The sequence below is a fragment of the Desulfotomaculum copahuensis genome, from assembly GCF_001655685.1.
GTDB lineage: Bacteria > Bacillota > Desulfotomaculia > Desulfotomaculales > Desulfovirgulaceae > Desulfotomaculum_G > Desulfotomaculum_G copahuensis.
In genome coordinates this window covers 95337-115401 of record NZ_LYVF01000192.1, presented here as the reverse complement: position 1 = coordinate 115401, position 20065 = coordinate 95337, and the positions used below count along the sequence as shown (strand labels likewise).

Annotated in this window: 16 protein-coding genes; 1 reads left to right on the top strand and 15 read right to left on the bottom strand. The window is 62.7% G+C overall.

Annotation, left to right across the window (positions count from 1 at the left end; genetic code table 11):
• The coding region (locus A6M21_RS16125; RefSeq protein ID WP_151191989.1) for an FAD-dependent oxidoreductase at nt 1-298 on the top strand (298 nt) is incomplete at its 5' end.
• Nucleotides 299-514: 216 nt separating this feature from the next.
• Here the strand turns inward: A6M21_RS16125 and A6M21_RS16120 are convergent.
• From A6M21_RS16120 to A6M21_RS18110, 15 genes are all read right to left on the bottom strand, one after another.
• On the bottom strand, nt 515-1807 hold the full coding sequence (locus tag A6M21_RS16120) for a hypothetical protein (protein ID WP_066671046.1): 1293 nt from the start codon (nt 1805-1807) through the stop codon (nt 515-517).
• Nucleotides 1808-1899: 92 nt separating this feature from the next.
• Entirely contained in the window at nt 1900-2031 is a 132-nt protein-coding gene (locus tag A6M21_RS19335) for a hypothetical protein (protein ID WP_282434551.1), read from the bottom strand.
• A 67-nt stretch (nt 2032-2098) separates the two neighbouring features.
• Complete coding sequence (locus A6M21_RS16110) at nt 2099-3715, bottom strand: phosphodiester glycosidase family protein (RefSeq protein ID WP_066671039.1); 1617 nt, start codon at nt 3713-3715, stop codon at nt 2099-2101.
• A 76-nt stretch (nt 3716-3791) separates the two neighbouring features.
• Entirely contained in the window at nt 3792-5135 is a 1344-nt protein-coding gene (locus A6M21_RS16105; protein WP_078060806.1) for a polysaccharide pyruvyl transferase family protein, read from the bottom strand.
• A gap of 27 nt (nt 5136-5162) precedes the next feature.
• A complete protein-coding gene (locus tag A6M21_RS16100) occupies nt 5163-7136 on the bottom strand; it encodes a DUF5693 family protein (protein ID WP_066671037.1) in 1974 nt (657 codons plus the stop codon).
• A gap of 275 nt (nt 7137-7411) precedes the next feature.
• Nucleotides 7412-8767, bottom strand: a complete 1356-nt coding sequence (locus tag A6M21_RS16095; protein ID WP_151191988.1) for an LCP family protein — start codon at nt 8765-8767, stop codon at nt 7412-7414.
• A 79-nt stretch (nt 8768-8846) separates the two neighbouring features.
• Nucleotides 8847-9305, bottom strand: coding sequence for a hypothetical protein (locus A6M21_RS16090; protein WP_242868887.1), 459 nt, complete (start codon nt 9303-9305; stop codon nt 8847-8849).
• A gap of 189 nt (nt 9306-9494) precedes the next feature.
• The gene (locus A6M21_RS16085; protein WP_066671033.1) at nt 9495-10265 is read right to left on the bottom strand and encodes a WecB/TagA/CpsF family glycosyltransferase; all 771 of its coding nucleotides are present in this window, start codon (nt 10263-10265) and stop codon (nt 9495-9497) included.
• 301 nt (nt 10266-10566) lie between these two features.
• Nucleotides 10567-12315 (bottom strand): DHA2 family efflux MFS transporter permease subunit, encoded by a 1749-nt coding sequence (locus A6M21_RS16080; RefSeq protein ID WP_427854640.1) that lies wholly within the window; start codon nt 12313-12315, stop codon nt 10567-10569.
• Nucleotides 12316-12503: 188 nt separating this feature from the next.
• A complete protein-coding gene (locus tag A6M21_RS16075; protein WP_242868886.1) occupies nt 12504-13160 on the bottom strand; it encodes an HlyD family secretion protein in 657 nt (218 codons plus the stop codon).
• A gap of 271 nt (nt 13161-13431) precedes the next feature.
• On the bottom strand, nt 13432-16557 hold the full coding sequence (locus A6M21_RS16070) for an efflux RND transporter permease subunit (RefSeq protein WP_066671031.1): 3126 nt from the start codon (nt 16555-16557) through the stop codon (nt 13432-13434).
• Nucleotides 16558-16569: 12 nt separating this feature from the next.
• Nucleotides 16570-17928 carry an efflux RND transporter periplasmic adaptor subunit gene (locus A6M21_RS16065; protein WP_161486102.1) on the bottom strand — a complete coding sequence of 453 codons (1359 nt, stop codon included), beginning with the start codon at nt 17926-17928 and terminating at the stop codon, nt 16570-16572.
• A gap of 229 nt (nt 17929-18157) precedes the next feature.
• Nucleotides 18158-18679, bottom strand: coding sequence for a MarR family winged helix-turn-helix transcriptional regulator (locus A6M21_RS16060; RefSeq protein WP_066671029.1), 522 nt, complete (start codon nt 18677-18679; stop codon nt 18158-18160).
• Nucleotides 18680-18840: 161 nt separating this feature from the next.
• Nucleotides 18841-19326 carry a ribonuclease toxin HepT-like protein gene (locus A6M21_RS16055; RefSeq protein ID WP_066671027.1) on the bottom strand — a complete coding sequence of 162 codons (486 nt, stop codon included), beginning with the start codon at nt 19324-19326 and terminating at the stop codon, nt 18841-18843.
• On the bottom strand, nt 19323-19895 hold the full coding sequence (locus A6M21_RS18110) for a nucleotidyltransferase family protein (protein WP_078060798.1): 573 nt from the start codon (nt 19893-19895) through the stop codon (nt 19323-19325). The genes A6M21_RS16055 and A6M21_RS18110 overlap by 4 nt, the downstream gene beginning before the upstream one ends.
• Nucleotides 19896-20065: the final 170 nt, after the last annotated feature.

The following is a 20065-nucleotide window of genomic DNA, read 5'->3' as shown; positions in this document are numbered from 1 at the left end:
CCGCCCCGACTGGCGGGAACGCGGCGGCGAGCCGAAAAACCCGGTTTACTTTCCCTACCGGATGCTGGTCACCCCGGCCATGGTCAACCTGCTGGTGCCCGGTTACGCCACCGGCGCATCTTCATTGGCCTGGGCGGAAACGCGTGTACTGCCCAACCTGACCGTGCTGGGCGACGCCGCCGGGGTGGCGGCCGCCCGTGCGGTCATTTCCGGCGAGCAGCCGGCGGACTTCGGAATGGATCAAATCCGCCGGGTGCAGTCAAAACTCCGCCAAATGGGTGCCCGGCTGGACAAGTAGGCCTTCTCATGACGATCCCGTTTCCGGAAATGAAAATATATAATGTCCCGCCTCGATTCGCATTTGTTATGTCCGGGGGATCCTTTCAAGCCATACCGGCGGGTCCGGCAGGGGAATCCTGGCACCTGGTAAAAAGAGCGCACCCGGTGCCGGCGCTGTAAAAAAACGCCTGTGGTTTAACCAGACCACGGGCTTGCGTATTGGCTCATCAATTGCTTACGGCATTACCACCAGTACACGCGACCGGGAACTGGTCATGGTTACGGGCAGGATGACCCAGCCGCTGCTCAAAGGCGTGGCCAGCCACTGGTTCATCACCGGCAGGCCGGCCAGAGCGTCCTGCCAGGAAGCCGAACGCACAACCTGTCCGTCCGCAGTCACTTCCCATAAAGTGGAGGTGCCAGCGTCCGCGATCAGCGTGTCACCGTTGGCCAGGCGCACGGCCCCGGTGGGGCGCTTGAGCTGAATGGGCCGGAGGAAGCCTCCCGGCGGGTTGGCCGCCGCGGCACCTGCGGCATCGCCGGCACCATTGCCCGCAGTTTCTTTTAAACCGTTCCCGGCGTTGCCGGATCCGTCACCATTAACGGCAGCGCCGCGGCCAACCGCACTTCCGGCGGTTATTCCGTCATTACCGTTATTTGCGGCTGCGCTCCGCGTGTCCTGGCCGTGATCAGCCGCCGGCACGCCGGCCGGGCCGTTATTGCCGGACGGCGCGGGGGACGTCCCCGCAGCGCCGCCGGTGCCGGAAACGCCCGTCCCGCCGCCGGCCGGGCTGTACAGATAGTCACCAGCCTGCCAGACCACCTGTTTTTGCGGTGTAATTTCAAAGACCCGCCCGCCGGTAAAGCCCTGGTCGACAATCAGTGTATTGCCGTTGGCCAGGCGGACGGCCTGCACCGGATTGGCCAGAAAGCCGGGTGTGCCCGGCGCCACCGGCCGCCCCCAGCCGTAAGACCAGACCACTTTTTGGGCCGGGGAAACTTCAATAATTTCAAAGGGCAAGGTGATCAGCGTATCGCCGTTGGCCAGCCGCTGCGCATAACGGGGCGCTTGGGCCGGGGAAGACAGGCGGTACTCCCAGGCCACCCGCCCGGCCGGTGTCACTTCAATCACCCGGGGCGTATAAGGCGGCCCGGGTGCGCCCGAATCGGCAATCAACGTGTCGCCGCCGGACAACCGCTGCGCACTGGCCGCCTCCACGCCCGGGAAGGACCAGACGGCCGCCCCGGACGGAGTCACCTCCGTCACCCCCGGATCGAGAAAACCGGCCCGGCAGATGAGCAGGTTGCCGTCATCCAATTGCTGCACGGCATACGGATGGCTGACCGTACTGTCGTCCCGGTAGTCCGTTTCCACCGCCGCCGCAGCCGGCAGCGCCGGCGCCAAGGCTGCAGCCAGGGCTAAAAACGCGGCCGCCAGGGAAAGAATTCGCCGGCCGGACCGGTGAAAAACCAGGCGGCGGGCAACGCCGGACCATATGTATACCAGCCTGTCCGTGCTCATTTTCATAAGCTGCAGCCTCCCAACCAAAAATATTTTTTAGCCTCTACCTATACCGGGTAAACAGCATTCTTTAAAACTCCCGGCGAAATCCAGCCCTGTCAGGCACCGTTCCCAACCACGGACACCGGAAGCGAAGGCACCGTCATCCCCTCCTGATTGCGTGCCGGCCGGGCGGGGTTGTCCCGCCGGGCACCTGCCACACAGACGGGCACGGAAACGGACCGTTCCACAGCCCGGCCCCCGGCACTCCGCCGGCCGCAATACGGGGGCGGTGCCGGATATGGCCGGGACCGCCCCCTACCGGCCGGCTTTTCCACCCGCTGCGGACGGACTGGTGAGCAGCACCGCCGGAGGCGCATCCTGCCAGGCCACGCCGGCCCCCAGCGCCTCGCCCACAAAACGCAGGGGCACCATGGTACGGCCGTTCACCAGCTGTGCCGGCACGTCCAGGTTGACTGTTTCGCCGTTGACCCGGGCCTGTCTTTTGCCGATGGTCAGGCTGGCCTCACGTCCCCCCCGGGAAGCGGTCACTGTTTGGGTGGCGGCATTCCAGTCCACGGAAGCGCCCAATTTTTCAAAGATTCCCCGCAGTGGAACCAGCGTACGTCCATTTTCCACCACCGGCGGCACGTCAAAGAAAATGCGTGTACCGTCCAAATAAACCGGCACCTGGCGCAAAACCAGGATGGCGTCGGCCAGGGCGCGTTCCCGGCCGTCGGAGGGCCGGTTGACAATCCTGCCGCTCACCCACATGGCGCTGGATGCGCCGCCGTCCAACGCGGCCGCCCGCACCGCCCCCAGATTGGTCATCAGGTAAGCCAGTTCCTCCATGGTCACGCCGGCGCTCCAGCCGGGCTCCCGGCCGTCCACTACCACCAGCAGCAGGCGCCCTTCCCTGTTTACGCCGATGGCCGTACGCGGCGACGGTTCCAACAGGCTGCCGCGAAATCCCTCCATAATTCCCTGCAGCACGGGCTGTCCGTCCGCCACCAGCAGCGGACCGGCAGTAACCAGGTGCTTCAGCCCGTCCCATCCGGCACCGTAGTCGAAGCCCAGCTTGACGGCCGTACCGGCGGCCGGTTCACCGGCGCCGGCGGCCGCGCTACCCTGCAGGGTCAAAACATAACCATCCGCGGGCATGGATACACTGCCGGCGCTGACGGACTGAACCACATCCGCCCCGCCCCGCCGTTCCACCACCACGTTCACCCCGTTCGCCGGGGCGTCGATACTTTGCCCCCAGGCCGGCGTATATAGCGTGACGCCATCCTCCGCGGCGGAAGTATTCACACCCTGAACCGGCACTGCCCCCCCGCCGCCGAAGCGCACGGTTACTCGGGGGGAGAAATAACCCAGCTGCAACCGGTTATGGTTCAAGATGCCGATCGATGTACGCAGAATTGCAGAGGTGGCCAGGATCCGCCCATCCTGCACCAGGCTGCCGATCGGATGCCCGCCGGAGCCGTCGAAAAACCCGCCGTTGATCGCGGCCACCGCCCCGTGGCTGGCGGCCATACCGCTTAACGTCTCCCCGTCCCCCAGAGTGTGTCCGGGCACTGTCACCCGTACTTCCAGCAGCGATTGGCCGGGATCAACTTCCACCACATAGCCGTGCAGGGGCTCCCCCTGCCAGGTATGACCGCTGATCGGGTAATAGCGCACCCCCGGGGCCACCGTCCGGATGTCGCCCGGAGCCGGTGGTGACACCAGTTGTTGCGGCGCCGGCTGAGCGGTTGGTGTGGCAACGGGGGCGGGCTGCGCGACGGCGGGTGCCGGCTGACCGGTTGGCAGGGCGACGGAAGCCGGTCCCCCGGCCGGCGCCGGCCGGCTGTCCCCGGCTGCGGCGGCGGAAAAGGCGTTGCTGAAAAACAAGGCTCCTCCCAATAAAAGGGCAAAAAACTTTTTCCGGTTCATATCATGTGCACCCCCAAACTGATACGCCCTGACAGGTTGGCGCCAAAAACGGCAGCCTGCCACCAGGTCTTCCCGCTCAAGCGCCTCCGGCCGGGTTGTGTTCGTTCCCTGTCAACCACCCGGCACATATCTGCCGGACCAGTTCCGCCGTCTGTCTGGCCCGCCGGCGCAGGGGTGCCACGGCATCAGCCAGTGCGGCCCGGAAGGCGGGCGGATCGGCCAGGACGGCGTCCACCGCCGCCCGCAGTGAGCCGTAGGCCAGCGTCGCCGCCTCCCCCGCCGGCGTCAGTCCGATCTGCTCAAGAAAACGGCCGATTTTGGGATCGTAGGCTATACCGACCGGCGGTACATTCAGCACAGCGGCCAGAATGAGTGCATGCAAGCGCATGCCGATCAGCAAGTCCAGCCGGCTGAACAGGGAAACCGCTTCCGGCACGGTCAGGCCCCGGTCCAGTACAGCCGCCGGCTTGTTCATCAACGCGGCCACTTCCCGGCTCACGGCCAGATCCTCGGGATAATGCAGGGGAATAAAAAACACCCGCCAGCCCCGGCGGCACAGATCATCGCACACACCGGCCAGCGCCCGCTGCCGGTGGCTGTCAAAGCCGGGCCACTCGCGTACGGATACGCCCGCCACCGGCCGGCCGGCCACCCCGGTTGACGCATCCGGCCCCCCGCCCCGTACCGGCCCGCATCCCGCTCCGGGGGCGGCCGCAACGGCCGGTCCGCTTTCCGGCTTACGGCGGGGGGGAATTTCGCCGGCGGCTTCATTCGTTTCCGGCCGGTCTTCGCTCAGCGGCACCCGGCCCACCGGTCCCGCCCCGGCCGCCGCACCGGCGGCGGCAAGCAGTTCCCGGCCCGGCTGCGGGTCCACCCCGGCCGGGTCCAGTCCCAGCACGGGATCAGCGGTGACGTGTACGGGCGGCCGGGTCACACCCATGTCCGCCAGATCCCGGGCCGATTTTTCGTCCCGCACGGTGATCAGCTGCACCTGGTTGGCCACCAAACGCATCAAAAGCCGGCCGGGCCAACTGCGCACCGGACCGATTCCCTGGGCGTAGAAAACCACCGGCCGGCCCAGCCGGCGGGCCAGCCAGATCACAGCCAGGTAATAGAGCAGGCTTTTCAAACCGGTCACATCCTGCAGCAGGCTGCCTCCGCCGCTGATCAATAGATCCGCCCCGGCCAGGGCACGGTACACCTCGCCCGGACGCCAGCGGTTGACTGCCTCCACGCCGTACAAGGCCGCCGTGCGTTCCGGAGCGTGGGAAAGCACTACCGGCCGCACACCGGGGCAGTATTCCCGCAGGGCGTCCAGCAGGCTGTAAAGCACCGCCTCGTCGCCCAGATTGTCAAAGCCGTAGTAGCCGGAAACAGCCACCTTCAGTGTCCGGCAGCCGGAATCATCACACACCGGCATAAATTTCACCAACCCTCAACCGGCAATTTACTCCGTTTGCGCCGTGGCTTTTCCGCTGTCAAAATATTTGTTCCAGAGGCGCTCCGCCAGGTTGACCAGCAGGATAAGCACCAGGCCGGCCAGAATGCCCGTCCACAGGCCGTTGACCAGTCTGAACAGGGAGATCATGATTGGCGTATGAATATGATCAAAAGTATTGACCAGGGAAATCTGCCCGATGGTGCCGAAAACCAGCAGGGGCAGGTAGCGGTTGTCCCGGTAGCCTTTGTAGAAAAGCAGCATCAACAGGGGATGCCCGAGCAGGAACTCCTTGGTGCGCGGGCGCACGCTGAGCACCGTCTCCAAAATGCCGCGGAACTTCAGTTCCAGGGAGGATACGGGCACAATACCCGAAGTGTCGTTACCCGTGCGCACCACGTAAACGGCCATCACCGCCAGCAGGATCAGTGTGAGCAGCGCCCACTTGACCTGCACGGGCTGATCCAGTGTGCGCCGGATGCGCCGGCCGACCGGCTCATCCGGACCGGAAAACAGGTAAAAGGACGCCGCCACCAAAACCAGCGGACCCAGGTAGGCCAGCTTGACCCCGCTGAACTGGTCCAGCAGGAGCATATAGCCGGTGTCCGCCAGCAACCCGACGGTAAACAGGGCTCCGGGCAGGGAAATAAGCGTCGTGCGCAGCAGCATGCCGATGCTCTCCCAGGGCGGGGCCCCTTTAGCGCGTACGTTGGTGATCACGGCCAGGGTGGGGAAAATAATCACCGCCGCCAGCGCCATCAGCTTGCGCGCCGGATCCAGCGCGGCGAACAGCAGCCCGGCCCAGGCCAGCGCGGCCAGTAAACCGATGACTGGTTCATACCGCCGCAGGCCCAGACGCCGCAACAACAGCAACCCGCCGGCAATCACCCCCAGGCCCATGATAAAGAGCAGCGGACGGGAAACCGGCAGGGACGGAAAAATTGACGCCCGCCCCGTGGTCAGATCTTTTCGCGCCAGCTCTTGTTTGATCGTCGCCACATAGTGCAGGTTGTCCTGCAGCACATTGCCGGAATCAGGCAGGATGAAGGGACGCACCAGCAGCACACGCATGTTGCGTTCGGTCGCGGCCAGCACATAGCGCGCCTCGGCGCTGGCAAAGTTATAGCGGCCCATATCTTTGGGGAAAATGCTGTGCAAACGCACCACCCGCTTGCCCAACAACATACCCAACTGGTCGACGCCCTTTTGTTTGCTGAATTCAATCTGACAGACCGGCACACCCAGGGAATTCACCTCCCGGGCCAGCGCCCGGATTTTCAAAGGATAACCGGGAATCACCTCGTCGTTGAAGGCCAGCGCCGACAGGTTGGGGATTTGTTTCAACGGCTTGAAAACCTGTTCCAGGCTGTTGCTTGTAACTTCCGGCCAGCTGCGCACCTGCACAATGGCAAAAAGCCCGGCCTTTACGCTGTCCTGCAGCTGTGCGCCGGGAAAGCCCAGGCCGATATCCTTCAGGCTTTGGTAATCCAGCCCCGATCTGACAATATAAACGCCGGCACCGGGGTTGTATGACTGCACATCCCGGGTCTTGGCCCGCAACTGCCAGATTAAACGCTGATCAGTGTCCTTGCTGGTAGTGACCAGGTAAGTATCTCCCGGCACAAGCCCCCCCGCCGCCTGCAAGTTGTTTATCCAGGCGGATTGCTGGTTGCCCAGGCGGCTTTCGACCAGTAATTCCTGTCCGGTCATCACGGAAAATTCACCGGCCGCCCGCAGGTCGTCCACCGTAGGTTCCTTATAGAGCACGGTGGTCAGTCCCTGCTCCCGGAGCAAACGAAGTATATCGAGCGGGCTTTTTCCGGCCTGCCTGGCCAGCGCACTGACATCGTCGTAAGACATGGCCATCTCCACACTGCGGGAAGCAACCTCCGCCCGGTAACGCTGGTAGCCGGCGTAACCCGCCGCCGCCATGCCCGCAATGAGCAGGATGATCAACAGCGCGGAATACCAACGGTGATTCATGCCCAAAAACCTCCAAAAATTTAATCAAGCTGCAGCCTTCAAAGACCGGGGCAAATTCAGCGCCCACTGGAAACGGTTTACCGGTGAAAGCCCGGCTTCCGGGGACGGGATTGCCGGATGAGCAGAAACCGGCACCGGTACGGGACTAGCTTTCCGGGCCCCTCCCGGGAAGGCGGTTTTCATGCCGGCCGCAACACGAAAAGGGCCGGTGCGACCGGCTCTACCTGTTTGCATGTACCGCCGTTACTTAACTGTGCGGACACCCGGAATTTACTTCAACCGCTGTTCCCGGGCGGCAGGGGAGTAATGATCACATCGCCGCCCGCCGGACCGTTGCCGCCGGGTCGGCCCGCACCGGCGCCCTGTCCCCCGTTGCCGCCGGACGGACCGCTTTTTCCGGCTGTCCCGGTACCGCTGCCGGTGGGCAAAGTGCCGTTGCCGCCGCTCCCGTTGGTGCCGCCACCGGCCGGGGCACCGTTTTCCCCTGTCCCCGTGCCGGCGGCGCCGGTTTGACCGGAAGCGGGGTTGTTTTGACCCGGTGCGGGTGTAATCACACCGCCGGGTGCGCCGTTCCGGCTCCCGCCGGCGGGAGGATTATTGTTTCCGGTAACCGGCGGCTGCGCCGGTGGCGGGGCCGGGGACTGGTCAACCGGCTCCCCGCTGCTGGCCATCTGCTCGGACGGAGCGGCGGGCTGCGACGGCGCCGGGGACGGCTCCACCACCCGGGCCACCTGTTTGCCGTCCACAAAGAAATTCATCGCCACCTGCTGCGCCTGCTGCGGATCCACACCCCAGTAGCTGACCCCGTTGATGGTCAGAAATTGTCCGGGCAGGGTCTGAGTGACAATCTGCGCCTGGTTCAAGCTCCGGGCCGCGGCAGCCATGGCCAGCATTTCCTTCGCTCCCAGGTTGGTCTGCACACAGCGGTTGATTTCCGGCACCAGCTCCGGCAATTTGAGCAGGGTGCGCGGCTGCATGATTTCCTGAGCCAGCGCCTTCAAGAATTCCTGCTGCCGCCTGGTGCGGCCGATATCACCCAGCGGGCCGTCCCGGAAACGCACGAACTCCAGCGCCTCCGCCCCGTTCAGGTGCTGGACGCCCTTGCGCAGGTTGATGGCGTATTGGGGGCCGTCGGAGCTGTCATAGTGGTACATATTCCGTCCTACATCAACGGTCACGCCGCCCAGGGTGTCCACAATATCTTTGAACCCGCTCCAGCGGGTCAGGGCGTAATATTGCACCGGCATGCCGATCAGGTTGGATACCACCTGCGCGGTCAACTCCGGACCGCCGTACTCAACAGCGGCGTTAATTTTGTCCTGACCGTGCCCGGGGATATCCACCCGTGTATCCCGGGGGATGGATAACAGGGCAATACGGTTTTTATCCGTTTCCACATTGGCCACAATAATGGAATCGGTGCGTCCGGTTTTCTCACCCGGCCTGGCATCGGTGCCCAGCAGCAACACAGTGAAAGAACCCGGCGGCCGGCCGGCGCCCAACCCTTCCGGAATCAGGGAATGTTGCGGCCAGAGCAGGCCCAACTGATTGGCCAGCAGGGCGCCGCCACCCGCCAGGCAGATAAAGGCAAACAAAAGTAAAAAGGGTAACTTCCTCCTGCGTCTTACCAACAGGATCACCCCGCTTCCGGCCGCCCGGGGCGAACCCGGACGGTCAATTTCCTTCTCCGCCCCATTCTCTCTCTAATTGTTATTGTCCCATGTACATAATTACTACATTGGTCTGCGCCTTGAATCCGCGTCCGTCCGCACGGGGCACCAGGTAGAGGTGGTTGGCGGCCACCGCGCGCCCGGCGGTCAAATTGGAGCCGGCGGTTAGATCAGGCATGCCGCTGCCCGTGGGATCCACAGCCAGCGCCTGTCCGCTGCGCAGGATGAATTCCGCCCCGGCGGCGCCGGTGAATGCCTGGCCGGCCGGCACCGTTTTCACCTGCCATTGGGAATTGCCGCCACCGTTGCCCGGAATTGCTTTCAAGGCGTTTTGGACATACTGGGCGACATAGTTCTCCACATAACTTTTGCTCACCAGCGGATCGGAGCTGGAACCGGGATCATTCCCCGCCGCCAGCGCCAGTCCCGCATACCCGAGCAGCGCCGCCGCCGCCATGATGGCAAGCGCCAGCACTGTCAGGCGCCATTTTTTCGCCAATGAAATCCCTCCCCGGATGATACGTCAAATGAAGTTTTTCGACGCCCGGCACTGCATCCCTGCCGGCCGGGCGCAATTTACAAGCTTTTGTAACAAATTGCCCCCGCAAAAGATCCCCCTGTATTGGGACGCCGGAGCTCCCGCACCTGTCCGGCAAAAACAGACGGCGCTAAAAGCCGGGTCAAGATGTTAATTCTTCGCACGCACATGACTCAATACCAGCCAGGCGAAACGGGGCAGCACCAGCGTGCGCCGCCAGCGGGCCGGTTCCATGAACAGCCGGCCCAGCCACTCCAGGTGCATCCGCTGCAGCCAGCGGGGAGCCCGGCGCACCCGGCCGGCCAGCACGTCGAAGCTGCCCCCCACTCCCATGGACACCGGCACGCCCATGGCCTCCTTGTGCCGGGCGATGAACCGCTCCTGTTTCGGTGCGCCAAGGCCGGCAAACAGCAGGTGCGGCCGGGCGCGGCGGACCAGTGCCGCCACCTCGTCCTCCGTAAGCTGACCGGGCTCTGCCGCCGCCCCCGGGGATGACGCGCCGGGCTGAAAATAGCCGTGGTGCGTACCGGCAATGACCAGACCGGGGTGCTGCGCCTGCAGGCGCCGGGCGGCTTCCGCAGCCACCCCCGGCGCCGCGCCGAGCAGAAAGACCCGCCAGCCCTCCCGGGCGGCGAGGGGCATCAGGCGCAGCATCAGGTCGATGCCGGTCACCCGTTCCGGCACCGGCGTGCCGGCCATCCGGGCGGCCCAAACAATACCCACCCCGTCGGCGGTAACCAGATCCGCGCTGTTGATCAGAGTCAGCAATGCCGGCTCCTGCCGGGCGCGGAAAAGAATTTCCGGGTTCAGTGTGATCACCTGGCGGGGCGGCCCGGCGGCGGTCACAAAAGCAGCCACCCGCTCCACCGCGGCTTCCAGATCCAGGGCGTCCACCGGCGCCCCCAAAAGGTTGATACGCATAAAAGGCATGCTCCTCCGAAAAAGACATCCTGCCCTGCGGCCGCGGCCCGGAATCCGTCACAGCCGCAAGTCTTTCTCACAGTGATTATTTTTTACCGGCCAACCGCGCATGTAAACACCCTGCGGGCACACCCGTCCCTTGTTTCACCGCTCTGATCATTATGACGAAAGAACGGGCCGTTTTGTTCCCGCCCGCCATATATTTTATCACCAACCGCTGAAAATAGAAAGGACGCCCGGCGGCAAAGGCCGGCGGGCGTCCGGCAAACTGAACGGCAAGCCCCGAACGGCGCCTTATGCTTTATGCCCCGGCCACCGCCCCGCCGGCGGCCACGCCTGCCTTGGTATTGGAAGCGCCGGCCAGACGGGCGCGTTCGGCCTGCAGGGCGGCCTCCACCCGGCGCTTGCCCAGGAAAAAGACCGCCGGAATGGCGAAAATGACGATTATCATGGACACCAGGAAAGTATCCTGGATGGCCAGGATCATCGCTTTTTGGTGAACCAGCATGGATAGCGTGCCCAGGGCCGCCTCGCGCCCGGCGCCGCCGGGCAGGCTGCCGGCGAAGTGCGCCTGCAGGCGGCTTAAAAAGCTCATCGTCCCCGGTGAAGAGTAGCTCACCGTACCGGACAGCCAGGCGGCGTGTTCGGTCTGGCGCTCCAGCATGACGTAGGTCAGGTAGGCGATACCCATCGAAGCGGAGATCTGCCGGGCCAGGTTGTTCAACGCCGAAGCACGGCCGACCAGTGCCCGCGGTATGGCATTCATGCCGGCCGTGTTCAGGGGCATCATACACAGCCCCAATCCCACCGCCCGCAAAATCATCAAAAATTGCAGGTGATGGTAGGAGGTTTCCAGGCTCAAGTCGTGCAACAAATATGTGGCGTAAATGAGCACCACCAATCCGGTCAGGGACAACGGCACAGCCCCCAGGCGGTCGAAAAGCCGCCCGCTGAGCGGCATCATCACTCCCATGGTCAGCGCCATGGGCATCATCAGCAAGCCGGTCTGCATGGGAGTGTAACCCAACAGGTTCTGGGCGTAAATCGGAATCAAAAAGACCGCCGAAAAAAGGCCGATGGTAATGATTGTGGTACCGGCAATACTGGCGGCAAAAACCGGGTTGCGCATCAAACGCACATCAAGCATGGGCTCAGGAAAGAACAGTTCCCAGATCACGAACAGGATCATGGCGAAAATACCCGCTACAAGCAGGGTGACAATGTACTGGGAAGTCCAGCCTTTGTCCTGGCCTTCACTCAGGGCCAGCAGGATGGCGAAACAACCGCCGGTGCAAAAAATGAAACCGGGCAGGTCGAAGCGCAAATCAGAGCGGCCGGGGGTGGGCGGCAGCAACATCCCGGACAACAGGACGGCAAAAATGCCGATCGGAATGTTGATAGTGAAGATCATCTGCCAGCTGAAATTGTCCACCAGGTAACCGCCCAGGGTCGGTCCGATGGCCGGGCCCATACTGATTGCGATGCCCCAAATGCCCAGGGCGAGACCGATCTTGTCCCGGGGCACGATGCGGTAGTTCATGGCCATGCTCACCGGCATGATCGCCCCCCCGCCGATGGCCTGGAGCACCCGTGCCGCAATCAGGGCATTTTCATTCCAGGCCAGGCTGCACAGGGCGGAACCGGCCGTAAAAACGGCCAGCGCCAGGATGTATACGCGCTTGTATCCCAGCCGGTCCCCCAGATAGCCGGTCACCGGCACTACCACCCCGGAGGTGAGCAGGTAGCCGGTGAGCACCCACTGTATTTTATCCGCCCCCACCCCGAAAATGGCCATCATTTTGGGCAGGGCCACATTCACGATGCTGCTGTCCAGAATGGCCATGAAAGCGCCCAGCACCAGAACCATCACCGGCGCCCAAGGTATGTGCCCGGCCGGCGGCCCCGGGGGCGGACCGGATTGTTTCCCGGCGGGCGCCGCGCCCCCGGAGGTACTGTTTTCAAGCCCGGAAACGGAGCCATCCGCGGCGCCGGACCTGGCGCGCCCCCCGCTTGTTAAAGGCTGCTTGTTTAATTCATTCACGCTGGCCACTATCTCTCCCTCCGCATAATCGGCGGACAGAACCCGTCCGATGCCGTCCGCGCTCCGGAAAATTCCCGCCGCCGGATCCCGGCGCCGCTTCGTGCGCTGCATTCCGGGCGGTAAAAGCAGCGCCGGCCTTACCGGTTCCTGAACTGGACTTCACACACCGTGGCACCGGAAAACACCGGAATATGTTTTTATTTCACATGGATCTTTACTTCCGCGCTGGCGCCGTATAAAAGTTTGGCCCCCTGATAGGCATTCAAGGCGATGCGCACCGGAATGCGCTGGGTGACCTTGGTGAAGTTGCCGCCCGTGTTGCCGGTGGGCAGCAGTGAGAAGGTGGCCTGAGTGGCCCTGGTCACCGATGTAACCACACCGGTGAACTTTTTCCCCGGCAACTGGTCCACCGTAATATCCACCGGCTGTCCGGGATGCACCCGGTTGACCTTGGTCTCTTCAATGTTGGCCGTCACATACAGGGCATGGGGATCCACCATCATCACCACCGGATAGCCGGGGGCCGCCACCTCGCCGACGTGGTTCACCTTTTTGATCACCACGCCGCTGATCGGCGCCCGGATTACCGCCAGATCGCTGTTCGAACCCGGCGGCAGGGTGGTGTCGTCCAAACGGGCGATAATGTCCCCTGCATTCACCATTTGCCCCTCATTGACATCAAATTCAATAATCTTGGCCGCCACCTGCGGACTGACGTTATAAACGTCACCGTCAATCATAGCGTCATCGGTGGATACATAATAGGTGTTTTCATGCCAGTAATAATAACTGATCCCGGCCAGGACCACCACCATCAGTGCCGCGACCAAATAAATCAATTTCTTGTTTTTCAAACCGGGTTCCCCCTTCTCCAGTAAGCTTCAAACGCGAATCGCAAGCAGTCCGGCCCGTAAACGCCGGGGACGGACGCCGTCCGGCCGGATGCGGCCGCGGCAGTACCGTTTTCAAACCGGATGGCAGACGGGGCGTGCCCTTCGCCAGCAGGTGCCGTATCCGGTTGCCGCATGCGCAGCGGGCCGCCGGGATCCCGCCGCTTCCCTGTTTTACCGCCGGACGGCGGTGTCAGCCGCCCATGCAGGCTTCGCCCGCCGCGCCGTTCCTTCTTCAGCCGGATGCCGTACCACCGCCCGCCTTATCCGCCCCTTTATTCCACAGGCGGTCCCACCAGCGCTCCTTCCAGTCGTCCAGGATGGTGTAGACCACCGGCACCAGCACCAGGGTGATCAAGGTGGAAAAAGCCAGCCCGCCGGCCACCACTGTGGCCATGGGCGCCTGCCCCTCCGCGCCCTGCCCCAGGGCCAGCGCCATCGGCAGCATGGCCAGGATGGCCGTCAGCGCCGTCATCAAAATGGGGCGCAGGCGGGTGGGTCCGGCCCTGAGCAGCGCCGCACGCCGGTCCAGACCGCGCCGGCGCAGTATATTCACATAATCAATCAATACGATGGCGTTTTTCACCACAACGCCCACCAGCATGATCACACCGATGAAGGCCGGTACGGAAAAGGCACGCCCGGTGACCAGCAGGCTGAACACCACCCCGATGATGGTTACGGGTACGGAAAACATGATGATCAAGGGGTAGATTGCCGATTCAAACTGGGCCACCATCACCAGGTAGACCAGCACCACCGCCAGGATCAAGGCCAGGCCCAGGTCGCCGAAGGCCTCGGCCATCTGCTTCTGTTCGCCCCCGAAGTCCAGCGTATACCCGGGCGGCAGGGCCAGCCCGGGCATTTTGGCCTTGATGTCCCTGACCACGGCGGACAGACTGCGCCCGGCCAACTGCGCGGTTACCTGCACCACCCGGGAGCCGTTTTCGCGGGCGATGGCGTTTGGTCCGGTGGATTCCTGCAAATGCGCCACCTGGCTCAAGGGCACCTGCGTCCCGGACGGCGCGGTAATGGTAAGACCGGCAAGGTCGGCTAAACGCGCCTGCGCTCCGCCCGCCAGCTGCACCCGGATATCCACTTCATGTCCGCCGGTGTGGTACTGGGTGGCCGCCGTGCCGTCGATGGCCGTACGCACAGTGGCGGCCACGTCGGCCGGGGACAGGCCGTAGGCGGCCGCCCGGTCCCGGTCCACCAGCACCTGCACCTCCGGCCGCCCTTCCTCCAGGCTGCTGGTCACTTCCCGGGCACCCGGCACGCCGCGGATCAGGCCGGCCAGGTCGTCGCCCAGTTTGGTCAGCACAGCCAGGTCGTCACCCGCTATTTTCACTGAAACGGGGGCGCCGGAGCCCTGCATCTGGTTGGGGTCCTGGGCGGCCACGGTGATTTTGGCCCCCGGTATGTTCTTCAACTGCTCCCGCAGCTGCTCCGCGATCTGCCGGTCGGAAAGAGCGCGCCGGGTCTTGTCGGCCAGTTTCAAACTCACCTGGGCCAAATCGGTGGACTGCTCGCCCCACATCCCCTGTGTGCCGGTAAAACCCACTCCGGTGAAGATGCTTTCCACCCCGGGCATTTTTAGCGCGTCTTTTTCAATCTGCGCGGCCACCCGGTTGGTGGCGGCCAGATTCGTACCGCGGGGCATTTTTGCCGTTACATTCACATAGCCCTGATCCATGGACGGCATAAACTCAAAACCGACCAGGGGGAAGACGGCCAGGCTCAATACCATGAGCACCACCACCCCGCCGATCACCAGGCGCCGGTGCCCCAGCGCCCATTCCAGCAGGCGCCGGTAGGCATCGTTCAATTTGTCGGACCAGTGCCCGGAAACGGCGTACAGCCGCCCGAGCACCCCGTTCTTTACGCCCCGCCGTCCCTCCAGCTTGAGCAGGCGGGAGGCCAAAAGGGGCACCAGGGTCAGAGCCACAATCAGGGAGGTGAAAATGGAAAAGGAAACCGTCAGGGCCATGGGCCGGAACAGCTGCGCCGCCAGCCCCTGGACGAAAACAATCGGTAAAAAGACGGCCATGGTGGTCAGGGTGGAAGCGATCACCGCGCCGCCCACTTCGCCGGTGGCCGTTTTGGCGGCGTCCACCAGTCCGTAGCCCTGCTGGCGGTGCCGGTAGATGTTTTCCAGCACCACAATGGCGTCGTCCACGATCAGGCCCACTCCCAGGGCCAGCCCGCCCATGGAGACCAGGTTCAAAGTCATGTTGTTAAAATAAAGCAGGACAAAGGTGCCGACAATGGAGATGGGAATGGCGGTGGATATGATCAGCGTACTGCGCAGGTTACGCATGAAAATCCACATCACCAGCACGGCCAGCAGGCCGCCCGCCAGGGCTTCCCGCACCACGTGGGTGATCGATTCCTCAATGTATTTGGACTGATCCATGACCAGATCAAACTTCACGCCGGGCACCTGCTGTTTTAAATCAGCGATCGTCCGGCGCACCGCCTGCGCCACTTTCACCGTATTGGAGCCGCTCTGTTTCTGAATGAATACAGTCAGGGCGGATTTACCGTTCACCCGGCTGAAGCCGGTGGTTTTTTTCTGGCCATCCGTCACCTGCGCCACGTCACCCAGGTGCACGGCGGCGCCGCCGGGGGAACTGATCACCAGGTTACGGATCTGATCCAGATTTTTATATTGACCGGTTACGCGCACCAAAAGATCCTTGCTGCCTTCCTGCACGGAACCGGCGGAGACATTCATGTTCTCGGCCGTCAGCGCCGCCGTCAACTGGTTCAGGGACAGCCCGCGGCCCTGCAGGCGCGCCGGGTCGACCAGGACGTGGATCTCCCGCTCCACCCCGCCGGCCGTCCAGACGCTGGCCACCCCGGCGGTGCGCTCCAGCCGGGGCTGGATTACATCATCGGTGATCTTTTTCAGCTGCTCCGGGTCGGATGAGGACAGGGCCAGCTGCATGATCGGGATCATGTTCGGGTCCATTTTGAACACCATCGGCGATTTGACGCCGTCCGGTAAATACTGGCGCACCAGGTCGATCTTGTCCCGCATCTGCATGGCGGCCACATCCATGTTGGTGCCCCATTTATACTGCACGACGACCAGGGAGTTGCCGGTGCTGCTGGTGGACTGAATGCTGTCCAGGTTGTTCACCGTACCGAGCACCGATTCCAGCGGTTTGGTGACCTGGGCTTCCACTTCCTCCGGACCCACGCCGGGATCCTGGGTGACCACGGCGGCCACCGGCAGGTCCATTTCGGGGTAGAGGTCGATGTTCAACCGGCTCAGGGAGACGGCGCCCAGGATGAGCACCACACTCACCAGCACGGCCACCAGCATGGGACGGTTGATCGAAGTGTCGGTTATTTTCATGGATTTCCTCCGTTAACCGTTTTTCACCGTCACTCTGGCGCCGTCCTGCAAAGTTTCCTGTCCGGCGGTAACCACATCTTCACCTGCCGTCAGCCCGGAGGTGATCACAATATTGGTGCCGTCCGAGTCGCCTGTTTTCACCTCCCGCCGGTTGACCACGCCGTCCTTGAGCACCCAGACGTAGCTCTTGTCCCCGTCCTTGACCACCGCGTCCCGGGGCACGAGCAGGGATTTCTGCCGGTCGCGGGGCAGATCCACCTCGGCGAACATGCCCGGCTTTAAGATATGATTGGCATTGTCGATTTCGATTTTGACCGGATAGGCCTTGGTCACCGGATCAGCGGCCGGGGAGATGTTGGTCAGCACACCGGTGAAGGGCTGCCCGGAGGCGGCGCTGATTTTCACCTGTACCTTCTCGCCCTGCTTCAACTGATTGATTACATCTTCGCCGACAGTGGCCTTGACTACCACTTTATCCAGGTTGACCATGGAGACCACCGCCCCGTTGGCCATTTCGCCGGGATCGACCAGACGCGCGGTGATTACGCCGCTGAAGGGGGCGGTAATCACACTGTCATGCAGTGCCTGCTGCGCCAGGGCCAACGCCGCCTGCGCCGCCTGCAGCCCGGCCTGGGCGGTTTTCAAGCCGGCCTGGGCTTGTGCCTGTTGAGCCTGGTTTGATGCAACTCCGGAAGGGGCGCTATTTTCTACGTCTTGTTTGGCTTTTTCATACGGCAGTTCATACAGTCTTTCAAAATCAGCCTGGGGAATGGCCCCGGCGGCCAGCAACTGCTGCCCGCGCTGATAGTTGGCCTGAGCCACCGCATAGTTGGCCCGGGCGGTGGCCAGGGCGGCCTGCGCCGTCCCGGCACCGGCCTGCGCCGCCTGAACCCCCGCCTGCGCCTGGTCCACAGCGGCCTGTGCCTGGCTCACTCCGGACTGCGCCTGGCTCACCCGGTCCTGTAAATCCTTATTGTCCAGCTGCACCAGCGGCTGACCGGCCTGTACCGTGCTGCCCACATCCACGAAAACGGCCGCCACCTTGCCGGGCATCTTGGCCACCACTTCGGACGACTGCACGGCCTCCAGCTTGCCGCTGACCACCGTATCGTTGCTCAGATAGCCCGTCTCCGCTTTGGCCGTGCTCACCGTCAGCGTCCCGGCCGCGGCCTGATCGACGGCCGCCGGCTTTTTGCCATGGGTGATGGCCAGCCCGGCGGCCACGACCACCAGTACGGCCACAACCGCTATGATCACCTTGCGCGCCCGGCCGCCGTTTTTGCTATGTACAGCATCGCCCCCGGCCGGTGGCAGGCCGCCCCTGTCTTCTTCCGGCGCGCCGTTTGCCGGCGCTTCATGCTCATTGGCCATATGCTTCACTCCCCGCCCCATAATTGTACCTGTAAAGTAATTACACGGTTATGCTGAAAAAGTTTCCGCCAAAACCAATCCGTATTCAACCGGCCAGCCCGATTTCACAGGCGGCAGATGACACATAACCCAGCACTAAAAAGCAATGCGCCACCATCAAACAGGTAGCCGTTTTAAGACCTGCGCGGCTGGCAGGCGCCCGGAAGCAACCCGTTGCCGGTAAACCTCTTTATCCGGGCTTCTCCCCCGGTCCTTCCTCCGGCATCTGGTGCACGGCGCAGCACCCCCGGCCGGTTGTAATACCGCCCCCCTCCCGCTGGATTACAGCCAGCAGCTTTTCGTAAATGTGCACCAGCTGCTCCACATCTGTTAGGGGCAACTGGCCGAGATATCTTTCCAGGATCCGCCGCCTGGTCAGCAGGCAAGATTGCAGTACCTGCCTGCCCTCGGGTGTCACTTCCAGCCAGACCACCCGCCGGTCGCTGTCGTCACGCACCCGCCGCACGAATCCGGCCTTGTGCAGCCGGTCCACCAGCGCGGTGATGGCACTTAAGGACACGCCCATGTCTTCGGCCATCTCGGAAACCATCATACGCCCGCGCCGTTCAACCCGTTTCATCACAAAAAACTGGCTGCCCGTAATGCCCTGTGCCAGGTGATGATCCAGTTCGGCATGCAAGCGGCGGATCATTTGCTGGAACACTTCCTCCAGCCGGTCGATGCAGACGGCGAGCTCCTTTTGCTGCCCCACCCTTTACCCCGCCTTTTTACTTAAATTTAACCACCCAAAAGGTTCACCATGTAAAGTATATGACTTCGGGTAATTACTGTCAAGTATGGTTATATACCCGGCATGAAAAAAGCCCCGCCGTGGTATGGCAGGGCTTTTCCGCCGTATTTTCTTTCACCAGGCTAATCCTGATCCGCTTCCATCAGCAGGAGCAGGAAATCTTCCACCGCCGCGCCAAAGCGGCGCAGCGTTTCCGGCAACTCTTTTACCGGCTGCTCCATGCGCCCCCATTCCAGATCAAAGCCGTACAGGTTGCGGAAACGATGCCGGAAAGCCAGGTATTGCTCCAATTGCCCGGCCAGTTCCAGATCGATCACGGCGGGCCGGCGTTCTTTCAAATGCAGTGTCATTTGCTCCAAAAGTTGACGGTGCCAATTCTCCCCCCGCGGGGCCAGTTGATCAATTTCTTTGGCGATATTTAAAAAAATCTTCTCCACCCCGGTATAGAAGTCATGCAGCATTGAGCCCAGGGCACGCAGAATGACGGTGTTTTTTATTTCTTTACCCTGAAAAGGCTTCAAGGCCTTTTTCATCTCGGCGGACAATTTGTCCAACTGCCGCAGTTCCTGTCTGATCCTGGCTTCCAATACGGCCGTTTCGGCAGTCATATTTCCACTCCCTCCTGCCGGATCCGGCCTTGCAACTCCGGAGAGGCGGATTCCAGCAGCACCAGGTCCAGGTGGAAGGGCTCCACCAGCGTCAGAGCGCCGGCATAAAGACGCCAGAAGTTGGCTTCCACCGGCAATCCCTCCAGGGCCAGGTCGATGTCGGAATGTTCGTTGAACCTGCCGCCGCGGGCCAGGGAACCGAAAAGCAGCACCCGGCAGCCGTACTCCGCCCGGATCATGGCCGCCGCCCGGCGCGCGCCGGCCAGGGCGTCCTCTTTCCGCTGCGCCAGCTCTTTTTCCCTCTGCTCACGCCTTTTTTTCAGACCGGCCCGGACACAGGCCACATCCCGTCCGGTAAACACCGGGTCAAATATCACCGTTTCCACCTCCTGGGGATTTGCTTCTTCCATCATGCGGACCACTTCTTCGTGTGAAGCCCTGGGAAATTCCGCCTTGAAAATATATAACACCCTTTTCCCGGACGAAAGTTTAAGTAATGCCTTCTTGTTGGCGAGAAGCTGCTTGTAGCCTTTGTCATGGGCGTGGTGTGACTTGTCGTGATCAAGCACGGCACCACCCGCTTTTTGAGGTCATTATACCATATGCGGCTGTTTTTGAATATGGCCTGCCGCGCACCTGGCAGTTTTCAAAGCCGGCAAAAATAAACCCCGCACTTCCTGCGCGGGGACCGGTGAATGCCGTTATCATCATGGATACGCTTTCCAAAGCGCAAAGACGA

Bases quoted from the DNA above. Each gene is read 5' to 3' on its own strand.
- A6M21_RS16120 (WP_066671046.1), bottom strand. From the start codon at position 1,807: ATGAAAATGAGCACGGACAGGCTGGTATACATATGGTCCGGCGTTGCC.
- A6M21_RS16110 (WP_066671039.1), bottom strand. From the start codon at position 3,715: ATGAACCGGAAAAAGTTTTTTGCCCTTTTATTGGGAGGAGCCTTGTTT.
- A6M21_RS16105 (WP_078060806.1), bottom strand. From the start codon at position 5,135: ATGCCGGTGTGTGATGATTCCGGCTGCCGGACACTGAAGGTGGCTGTT.
- A6M21_RS16100 (WP_066671037.1), bottom strand. From the start codon at position 7,136: ATGAATCACCGTTGGTATTCCGCGCTGTTGATCATCCTGCTCATTGCG.
- A6M21_RS16085 (WP_066671033.1), bottom strand. From the start codon at position 10,265: ATGCGTATCAACCTTTTGGGGGCGCCGGTGGACGCCCTGGATCTGGAA.
- A6M21_RS16070 (WP_066671031.1), bottom strand. From the start codon at position 16,557: ATGAAAATAACCGACACTTCGATCAACCGTCCCATGCTGGTGGCCGTG.
- A6M21_RS16065 (WP_161486102.1), bottom strand. From the start codon at position 17,928: ATGGCCAATGAGCATGAAGCGCCGGCAAACGGCGCGCCGGAAGAAGAC.
- A6M21_RS16055 (WP_066671027.1), bottom strand. From the start codon at position 19,326: ATGACTGCCGAAACGGCCGTATTGGAAGCCAGGATCAGACAGGAACTG.